Source organism: Mesorhizobium sp. M1088 (assembly GCF_040318575.1).
In the GTDB taxonomy this organism is placed as follows: domain Bacteria; phylum Pseudomonadota; class Alphaproteobacteria; order Rhizobiales; family Rhizobiaceae; genus Mesorhizobium.
On sequence record NZ_JAMYMO010000036.1, the window covers coordinates 52935 to 62219 of the forward strand.

Sequence of the window (9285 nt, forward strand, 5' to 3'; positions counted from 1 at the left end):
TTGTCTCGCCTCAGCGAAACCTGAAGCTATCCGCGATGTAGTCGGGACGGGCATTCAGCGTGGCGAAAACGTCCTCCAGGTCAGGCGCCCCCGCCAATATGCCCGACAGGACCAGCGTCGTCGCGACACCGACGCCGTTGCCGCCGGCGATGTCGTGCTCGACGCTGTCGCCGACGCAGACCACGCTGTCGCGCTCCGGGTGGCCCGCCAGTGCCAGCGCTGCCTCGAATATCTGCGGATTGGGCTTGCCAATGCGCGACACGCTGCCGCCGAGGCTCTCATAGAGATCGGCGAGCCGGCCGGCGCCGAAGCGAGGGCCGACGGCAGTCAGCATGATCTTGTCGGGATTGGTGCAGAAGCATGGCACCCGCCGCGCCGCCGCCGGACCAAGAAGCCGGCGATAATGGTCGAGGTCGTAGCGATCGCCCTCGCTGGCGGAAATCAGCACCAGTTCGGCATCGTCGCCGTCCTTGGCCAGGACGAAGGGCAGGCCGTCGACAGCCGAACGGTCATTGTCGCGGCGGATCAGCAGGCATTTTGTCTGCGGGCGCAGGGCTCCGGATGCTGCCATTTGGTGGAAGGAGCGCCACGCCACCTCGCCGGAGGAGACAAAGTGATCCCAGCTTCCCGGTTCGAAGCCGAGCTTCAGCAGGCGGCGCTCATTGGGTTGCGCCCGCTTGCCGGAATTCGAGATCAGTACGATGGTCTTGCCGGCGCGCTTGAGTGCCGACAACGCTTCGACAGCACCTGGATAGGCGCTGGTGCCGTCGTGCAGCACACCAAATTGGTCGAGCAGGAACACCTGATAGCGGTCGGTCAGCGCGGCGATGCCGTCGAGGTGTTGAATTGCCTTGTCCGTCATAAAAGCCCCGCTGCGCTTGCGCCCATCAGCGCCAGCCGCGCCGTGCCGGCAGCGGCCTCCTCCGAAAGAGCCGGCACGAGAGCGACGCCAAGCTTGCGCTGCCGGATCGCTGTCCAGGCCGGATTGGCCGCACCGCCGCCGACGCTCCTGACCGATGTCAGCCGGGGGGCGCCGAGTTCGGCAAGCCGGCGATAGCCGAGCGCTTCGATCGCCGCAATACCCTCGAACATCGCTTTCAGATAGTCGGCGTCGTCGGCGGGCCGCGGCTCGAGGCGCGGCGGCAGCGCCGGATCGGCTATGGGGAAGCGTTCGCCCGGCGCCGGCAGCGGGTAATAATCGAGGCCGGTCTTCGTCGCCGGGTCGATTTTTTTGCTGAGTTCGACAATGCGGGCGACGGGGAAATGCTGGGCCAGCACCTTGCCGCCGGAGTTCGAGGCGCCGCCCGCCAGGTAGGTGTCACCCAGCCGATGGCTGTAGATGCCGAATTGCGGCGCCGAGATCGGCCGGTCGGAGAGGATCTTGATGGTCAGCGACGAGCCGAGCACAGTGACGCCGTCGCCCGCCGCCGTCGCGCCGGTTGCCAGGAACGACGCACAGCCATCGGTGGTGCCGGCGACCACGACCACGTCGCGCGGCAGGCCGAACATTTTCGCGGCGCTGGCGGTGAGCGTGTCCGTGACATCGCCCGGCCGCACGACGCGGGGCAGGAATTCCATGCGCACGCCGGTCGCGGCGATCCAGTCCGGCCAGCGCCTGGCCCCGACGTCGTAGCCGGTCTTCAGGGCATTGTTCTCGTCGCTGACATCGAAGCGGCCGGAAAACTGTCCGGCGATCCAGTCTGCCTGGTGCAGCACAGTGGCGACGCCGGGCAGGTGCTGGAAAGACAGCGCCTTGGCGAGACCGGAGGTCGCCCCGAGTGCAGCGCTCGTTGCCGGTGCCGCGTCGGCTATTGCTGTCAGGATAGTGTCGTCAGCGACCTTGTCGTTGTACATCAGCGGTTCGGCCAGCGGCCGCCCGGCGCCGTCGACCGGCAGCAGCGTGCCCGACGTACCGTCGACGGCGATCGAGCGCACTGCCGCGCGATCGATACATTTGAGCAGTTCCGCCAACGTCGCGCCGACCGCCTCCCACCATATGGCGGGGTCGCGGCCGTTCGGCCCAAATCGCTCGAGGGCAATAGCGGAATGCGCGGCAATGGAAAAGTCCGGACGCATGGCGACGGCGCGCGCGCCGGATGTGCCGATGTCGATGCCGATGGCAAGCGGACCAGACGAACGCGGCATGTTAGCTGCCTCCGGCATTGAGTTTCTGGCGATATTTTTCGGCGTCCCAGTTGATCAGCTCGTCATTCTCCGCCGCTGTCAGATAATTCAGCTTCGCCGCGACATCGATCCGCGCTGTCACGTCGGAAAGGCAGCGCTGCATGGCGTCGGCACCGGCGCCGGCGTCGCCGCGCATCAACACGCCGAGTCCAGGAAACAGGATCGCCACGGGTGCGGCGCCGCAGCGCTCGATGACGCGCTTCACACCCTCGTCCGGTCTCGCCACGACCGAGCCTTCGCCGAGAAAGATGACGTGGTCGGGGTAGAGGCTGCCACCCGAAGCCATGCGGCAGCTTTCGGGGTCGATCGCCACCGCATGCGCCTCAACGTCCGCCGGCAATCTGTAGTCGCTGTCGCCGGCGCGCGCCGTCAATGCCGCGATGTCCGGTTCCGCCACCCGGCGCGGCGGCCGCGCCAACAGTCGTGTCACGCGCCGCAGCAGCATGTCGGCCGCGGCGACGGTCTCGGCTGCAACGACCAGGCCGTGATTGCCGAGGATCAGGATATCCACGCCTGGCCGAAGGCGCTCGGCGATACCCTGCGCGAGCGGCAGTCCCGGCCGGCGATAGGGAACATACGCCCATTGATGGCCGTCGAGCCGCCTGGCGGCCTCGGCCTCGCAGTCGGCCTGCACGGCCAGCGAAATGGTCTCGACGCAGTGAACATGGAGAACGATGCGCTGCGGCATCAGCGCATGCACGGTGGTCTCGATCGACGGGCGCAAGCCGCGCGCGTTGAGGGCGCCGACAGTGAAGGCCTGCGGCTGTTCGGCGGCCGGGTCGCGCCGTTCGATGGCGTCGAGCAATGGCGGGATGCCGACCGGCACCATGATGTCCGCGATGAGCGCGTCCTTCAGCCAGGTGCCGGAGGCCTTGATCCAGAGCGTGTCGCCGGCTTTCAGCGAGGTGTTGCCGCCGGCGGCCTGGGTCAGATGCGGGTCGCTGCCGATGGCGGCCGAAAGCGACCGCAGCGCTGCCAGTTCCTGCGCATCCGCACTGATCGTCATCGAAATTCCTCCACAAACCGGCCGCGTGGCCACGGCTTTGGACGTCCCGGTGCCGGGACGAAGACCGACGCTGGTATCGCAGATGCGAGTAAGTTACGTCAACAGTGATGTTATCGCGTCAGATCAGGCTTGCAATCCGAGGCGTGTTGAGTAAGTTGCACCAATTGCCGTGCAAAATGGCAATGCCGTGCAAAATGCTTGGGAGGCAAGCGCATTGGGAGGTAAGGGTTGAGCGACTCCGGCCGCCAGCGCCAGATTGTCGAGCTTTTGCGGGACCGGCCTTTCGCATCGGTGCGCGAGCTGCAGGAGCGGCTTGGCGTGTCGGCGGCGACAGTGCGGCGCGACATCGACAAGATCGACGAGGCCGGCGAAGCGCGCAAGGTCTATGGCGGCATCTCGGCGCTCGATGGCGCTTCGCAAGCCGGCGTCGCCTATGCCAGGCCCTATGACGAGAACCGCGACCTCGCCGTCGAGGCCAAGCGGCAGATCGCCGCTCTCGCCGCCACCATGGTGCGCGACGGCGACGCGGTCATCGTGCATGGCGGTTCGACCTGCTTCCATCTCGGCGTCAAGCTCGCCGACCGCAACATCCGGCTCTACACCAACTCGATGCCGCTCGCGGCCTATCTCAGCGACCACGGCCATTGCAGCCTCACCGTCGCCGGCGGCGAACTGCACCGCGAGCCGGGCATCATCCATTCGCTGACGCAGACGGTGCCGTTCTACGCCTCGAAGTTCTTTCTCGGCGCGCAAGGCATCGGCCAGGAAGGCCTTCTGGAATCGCACCCGCTGCTGGTCCGCTCGATCGTCGAGCTCAGCCTCTGCGCCGACCAGATCGTCGTGCTGGCCGACAGCCGAAAACTGTCGATCCACGCGCGCAATGTGGCACTGCCGCTGTCGCGGATCGGCACGCTGGTCACCGATGACGGCCTGTCCGAGACAGATGCCCGCATGCTCGAAGATGCCGGCGTCATGGTGCGGATCGCGGCTTCCTCGGGAGGCGCCCAGTGAACATCGCCGTCCTCGATTTCGGCAAGACCAATTCGAAGCTGTTCGTCTTCGGCCAGGACGGACAGATCCTCGACGAGCGCCGCACCCAGCCGAGCTGGATCCGCAAAGGCGGCTTCAGCGTGCTCGACGAGCCAGCGCTGCACGACTGGGCGGCTCGCGCCATCGATGATGCAGTCGACACGCATGGCGTGGAAGGGCTGATGGTATCCGGCCATGGCTGCACCTTCGCGTTGGTCGACGAAGCCGCGCTGACGCATCCGATCCTCGATTACGAGCAGGAACCGCCAACTGAAATCGCCGCGCAGATCGACCGCCGCATTCCGGATTTTGCCGAGACCTTTTCGCCGCGCCTGCCGCTTGGCTTCAACTACGGCCGCCACATGTTGTGGCTGAAGCAGGTGGAGCCCGGTGCCTTCGCCACAGCGAAATCGATCCTCGGCTACCCCCAATATTGGAGCTGGCGGTTTGGCGGCCGGCCGGTATCGGAAGTGTCGTATCTTGGCTGCCACTCGCATTTATGGGCGCCGCGCAAACGCGATTTCAGCTCGCTGGTCGATGCCGAGGGCTGGCGCGGCCAGATGCCCGCCTTCGAGCGTGCCGGCGCGGTGATCGGCGAGCAGCGCTTCGGCCAGGCCGCGAAGCCAGTCGCCATCCATAATGGCGTCCACGACAGCAATGCCGCGCTCCATGCCTACCGCCGGCAGCGGCTCGGGCCGGTGACCGTGGTCTCGACCGGCACCTGGGTGGTCGTGCTCAATCCGGACTGCCCGCTCGACGCACTCGACGGCGAGCGCGACATGCTGGTCAATGTCGATGTCGATGGCGGCCCGGTGCCAACCGTCCGCTTCATGGGCGGCCGCGAATTCGCCACGATCAGCGCCGGCTGGCAGGGCGCAATCGCGCCGTCATCGATACAACGGGTGATCGACGCCGGCATTATGGCGCTGCCGAGCTTCGCGCCCGGCGGCCCGATGCCGCACCGCCGCGGCGAACTGGTCGGGCGTACGCCCAATGCCGAGGAACGCGCGGCCATGGCGCTGCTCTATGTCGCGCTGATGGTCGATCTGTGCCTCGAGCTGATCCATTCGGACAACACAGTGATCGTCGACGGCGGCCTGAACAATGGCGGGCTGCTTGCCGCGTTGCTGGCGCAGTTGCGGCCCGGGCAGGCTTTCCTGCAGGGCGCAACGCTGGAGGGCAGCGCCACCGGTGCTGCCGCACTTGCCTTCGAAAGCGTCGGACGCGAGTTTGCCACCGAAGCGCCGGAGGCGGTGCATGCGGCAAGTTTCAGCGGCCTTGCCGGCTATCGCAACGACTGGCGCGGCCTTGCCGCCGACCGGGCTGTGGCCAGCGCAGCTGCAGGAGGTGCGCGATGAGCGCCGCCGCCCGGATCGAGACGGTGCGCCAGCCGGTGCTGGAGATGCGCCACATCTCCAAGACGTTCGGTGCGATCCGCGCCTTGCACGATGTGTCGCTGACCGTTCACGCCTGCGAGCTGCACGCGCTGATGGGCGAAAACGGTGCCGGCAAGTCGACGCTGATGAAGGTGCTGTCCGGCGCCTACCGGCCGGACCCCGGCGGCGAAATCCTGATCGACGGCGTGCCGGCCGCGACTGGCGACCCGATCAAGGCGCGCGCCGCCGGCATTGCGGTCATCTATCAGGAGCTGTCGCTGGCGCCTAATCTGTCGGTAGCGCAGAACATTTTTCTCGGCAACGAGCCGCGACGGTTCGGCGTTGTCGACCGCGAGCAGTGCAATCGGCGCGCCAGCGAGATCATCGCGCGGCTCGGCGTGACCTTCTCGGCGCGCACTCCGGTCGCAAGCCTGTCGCTCGGCGAGCGACAGCTGGTGGAAATCGCCCGCGCACTGTCGACCAATGCGCGCATCATCGTCATGGACGAGCCGACCACGTCGCTGACCTCGCGTGAGACCGACCGGCTGTTCGAGGTGATCGCGACGCTGAAGTCGCAAGGCATCGCCATCATCTACATCAGCCACCGCATGGAAGAGGTCTACCAGCTCGCCGACCGCGTCAGCGTGCTACGCGACAGCGGCTATGTCGGCACGCTCGACCGCGCCGACCTGAACGCCTTGCGCCTGGTATCGATGATGGTCGGGCGCGATCTGTCGACGTTCTACAAGAAGGATCACCGTCCGCCGGACAGCAAGCGCGCCATCGCGCTGTCGGTGCGCGGCATGTCGGACGGCAATCTCATAAAGAATTGTTCCTTCGACCTCCACAAGGGCGAGGTGCTGGCACTGGCCGGCCTGGTCGGCTCGGGCCGCACCGAACTGGCACGGCTGATCTTCGGCGCCGACAGGCACACATCAGGCACGCTGGAGCTCGGCGGCAAACCGATATCCATCGGTTCGCCGAGCGAGGCGCTCGATGCCGGCATCGCCTACCTGACCGAGGACCGCAAGCAACTTGGCCTGTTTCTCGACATGTCGATCTCCGACAATATCAGCATGGGCGTGCTGGCAAAGGACGCGAAGGCCGGCGGTTTGCGCGACTTCACGGCTGCCGAAAAGCGCGCTGCCAAGGCGGTGTCAGACCTCTCCATCCGCACCAGCTCGGTGCAGGCCAATGCCGGCTCGCTGTCGGGCGGCAACCAGCAGAAGGTGCTGCTCGCCCGCCTGCTGGAAACCGAGCCGCAGGTCGTCATCCTCGATGAGCCGACCCGCGGCGTCGATGTCGGGGCGAAGTCGGAAATCTATCGGCTGATCGACAATCTGGCCAAGAAAGGCATCGCCATCCTGATGATCTCCAGCGAACTGCCGGAGGTGATCGGCATCGCCGACCGCGTGCTGGTGATGCGCGACGGCACCATTGCCGGCGAGGTGACGGCGTCGGAGGGCGAGCCGCTGCGGCAGGAAGCGATCATGGAACTTGCAACGGGAGCGGCTCAGCGATGACCGACAAGGTGGCCGACACGATGAAAGCGGACGACCGGGCGGTCGGCAGGAGCACGAGATGGCGTACCGCCATCGCCGCACTCGGCATGCTGCCGATCCTGATCCTGCTGGCGGTCGGCTTCCAGTTCATCAATCCGCGCTTTTTCACCCAGACCAATCTGCTGATCGTCATGCAGCAATCGTCGATCAACATCGTGCTGGCCGCCGGCATGACCTTCGTCATCCTGACCGGCGGCATCGACCTGTCCGTCGGCTCGATCCTTGCCGCCTCGGCGATGGTGGCGGTGATGGTGTCGCTGGTGCCCGATTGGGGACTGCTGGGCGTGCCTGCGGCCATTCTCGTCGGGCTCGGTTTCGGCGTCATCAACGGGCTGCTGATCGCCTATATCAAGCTGCCGCCCTTCATCGTCACGCTGGGATCGCTGACCGCCGTGCGCGGCGTCGCCCGCCTGCTCGGCCAGGACACGACGGTGTTCAACGCGGACCTGCCGTTCGACTTCATCGGCAACGGTTCGCTGTTCGGCATTCCGTGGCTGGTAATCATCGCGCTGGCGGTCGTCGTCCTGTCCTGGCTGGTGCTCAAGCGCACCGTGCTCGGCACCTGGATCTACGCCGTCGGCGGCAACGCCGAGGCCGCCAGGCTGACCGGCATCAAGGTGCCGCTGGTGCTGCTCTTCGTCTACGGCGTTTCCGGCCTTCTGGCCGGCCTTGGCGGCGCCATGTCGGCGGCCCGGCTCTATGCCGCCAACGGGCTTCAGCTCGGCCAGTCCTACGAACTCGACGCCATTGCCGCAGTCATCCTCGGCGGCACCAGTTTCGTCGGCGGTGTCGGCTCGATCTGGGGCACGCTGATCGGCGGCCTGATCATCGCCGTGCTGTCCAACGGGCTCATCCTCGCCGGTGTTTCGGACATCTGGCAGTACATCATCAAGGGATTGGTCATCATCGTGGCGGTCGCCCTCGACCGTTACCGGCTCCAGGCAGGAGCAAGAACGTGATGGCCCTTAGTCGCCGGCATCCAACGAGCCGGTTTCATGTGTAACGCACCGTGAGAGGCGCGGGGCATCAGGAGGAAAACAAAACAATGAAGACCATCGCTAAACTGCTCTGCGGCGTCGCCCTTGCGGCCGCCGTCATCGCGCCGGCATCGGCAAAGGATCTGAACAAGGTCGGCATCTCGGTCGGACTGCTCGGCAACCCGTTCTTCGTCGCCACCATCAAGGGCATCGAGGACGCGGCCAAGAAGATCAACCCGAATGTGCAGGTGACCTCGGTATCGGCCGACTACGATCTCAACAAGCAGGTATCGCAGGTCGATTCCTTCATCGCTGCCGGTGTCGACGTCATCATGCTCAACGCAGTCGATGCCAAGGCGATCGCGCCGGCGGTGAAGAAGGCGCAGGCGGCCGGCATCGTCGTTGCCGCTTTCGACGTTTCGGCGCCGGGCGCCGACGTCACCGTGATGACCAACAACGTCAAGGCCGGCGAAGAGGCGTGCCAGTATCTGGTCGATCATACCGGCGGCAAGGGCGACTATGTCATCCTCAATGGCCCGGCCTCGTCGTCGATCCTGGAGCGGGTCAAGGGCTGCAAGGACGTGCTGGCAAAGCACCCCGACATCAAGATCCTTTCCGACGACCAGAACGCCGAAGGCTCGCGTGACGGCGGCCTGAAAGTGTTCCAGTCGCTGCTGACGCGTTTCGACAAGATCGACGCGGTCTTCGCCATCAACGATCCGACGGCGATCGGCGCCCAGCTTGCGGCCAAGCAGCTCAACCGCTCGGAGTTCATCTTCACCGCGGTCGACGGCGCGCCCGATATCGAGAAGGAACTCGCCTCCGGCGCGTCGATGATCAAGGCCTCGGCCTCGCAGGATCCCTATGTGATGGCCGGCCAGTCGCTGACGATGGCGGCTGACCTGCTTGCCGGCAAGAAGCCGGCCGAGCCGACGGTACTGCTCGACCCGAAGCTGATTACGGCCGACAATTTGAAGGATTACAAGGGCTGGACCGCAGCTCGCTAAGCCTCCCGAGCCTGGTGGGGGGGGGGGGGGCGGGCGCCCCCGGTTTTTGGGGGGGGGGGTGTGGAAAACCCCCTTGGGGGTGGGGTGGGGGGGGGATAAACGGGGCCCGGCGTTGTGTGGGGGTTTAAAAAAAACCCCCCCCCC

The 9285-nt window shown here is 66.1% G+C and carries 8 protein-coding genes; 5 read left to right on the top strand and 3 right to left on the bottom strand.

The annotated features are described in order from the left end of the window. Positions 1-10: 10 nt before the first annotated feature. Genes NKH49_RS27735 through NKH49_RS27745 form a run of 3 tightly spaced genes read right to left on the bottom strand, consistent with a single transcriptional unit; the run spans position 11 to position 3190 of the window. Positions 11-862, bottom strand: coding sequence for a TIGR01459 family HAD-type hydrolase (locus NKH49_RS27735; RefSeq protein WP_352615435.1), 852 nt, complete (start codon positions 860-862; stop codon positions 11-13). Further along, complete coding sequence (locus NKH49_RS27740; protein ID WP_352928814.1) at positions 859-2145, bottom strand: FGGY-family carbohydrate kinase; 1287 nt, start codon at positions 2143-2145, stop codon at positions 859-861. The genes NKH49_RS27735 and NKH49_RS27740 overlap by 4 nt, the downstream gene beginning before the upstream one ends. A gap of 1 nt (position 2146) precedes the next feature. Then, the gene (locus NKH49_RS27745; protein ID WP_352748461.1) at positions 2147-3190 is read right to left on the bottom strand and encodes a class II aldolase/adducin family protein; all 1044 of its coding nucleotides are present in this window, start codon (positions 3188-3190) and stop codon (positions 2147-2149) included. A gap of 228 nt (positions 3191-3418) precedes the next feature. Between NKH49_RS27745 and NKH49_RS27750 the strand changes: the two genes are divergently transcribed. The 5 genes from NKH49_RS27750 (at position 3419) to NKH49_RS27770 (ending at position 9141) form a co-directional block, all read left to right on the top strand. Continuing rightward, the gene (locus tag NKH49_RS27750; protein WP_023680486.1) at positions 3419-4201 is read left to right on the top strand and encodes a DeoR/GlpR family DNA-binding transcription regulator; all 783 of its coding nucleotides are present in this window, start codon (positions 3419-3421) and stop codon (positions 4199-4201) included. Continuing rightward, positions 4198-5577 (top strand): FGGY-family carbohydrate kinase, encoded by a 1380-nt coding sequence (locus NKH49_RS27755; RefSeq protein WP_352928816.1) that lies wholly within the window; start codon positions 4198-4200, stop codon positions 5575-5577. The genes NKH49_RS27750 and NKH49_RS27755 overlap by 4 nt, the downstream gene beginning before the upstream one ends. Beyond that, complete coding sequence (locus tag NKH49_RS27760; RefSeq protein WP_352928818.1) at positions 5574-7118, top strand: sugar ABC transporter ATP-binding protein; 1545 nt, start codon at positions 5574-5576, stop codon at positions 7116-7118. The genes NKH49_RS27755 and NKH49_RS27760 overlap by 4 nt, the downstream gene beginning before the upstream one ends. 20 nt (positions 7119-7138) lie before the next feature. Further along, entirely contained in the window at positions 7139-8116 is a 978-nt protein-coding gene (locus tag NKH49_RS27765) for an ABC transporter permease subunit (RefSeq protein ID WP_502894527.1), read from the top strand. An 86-nt stretch (positions 8117-8202) separates the two neighbouring features. Further along, complete coding sequence (locus NKH49_RS27770; protein ID WP_352450137.1) at positions 8203-9141, top strand: ABC transporter substrate-binding protein; 939 nt, start codon at positions 8203-8205, stop codon at positions 9139-9141. The last annotated feature ends 144 nt before the right edge of the window (positions 9142-9285 follow it).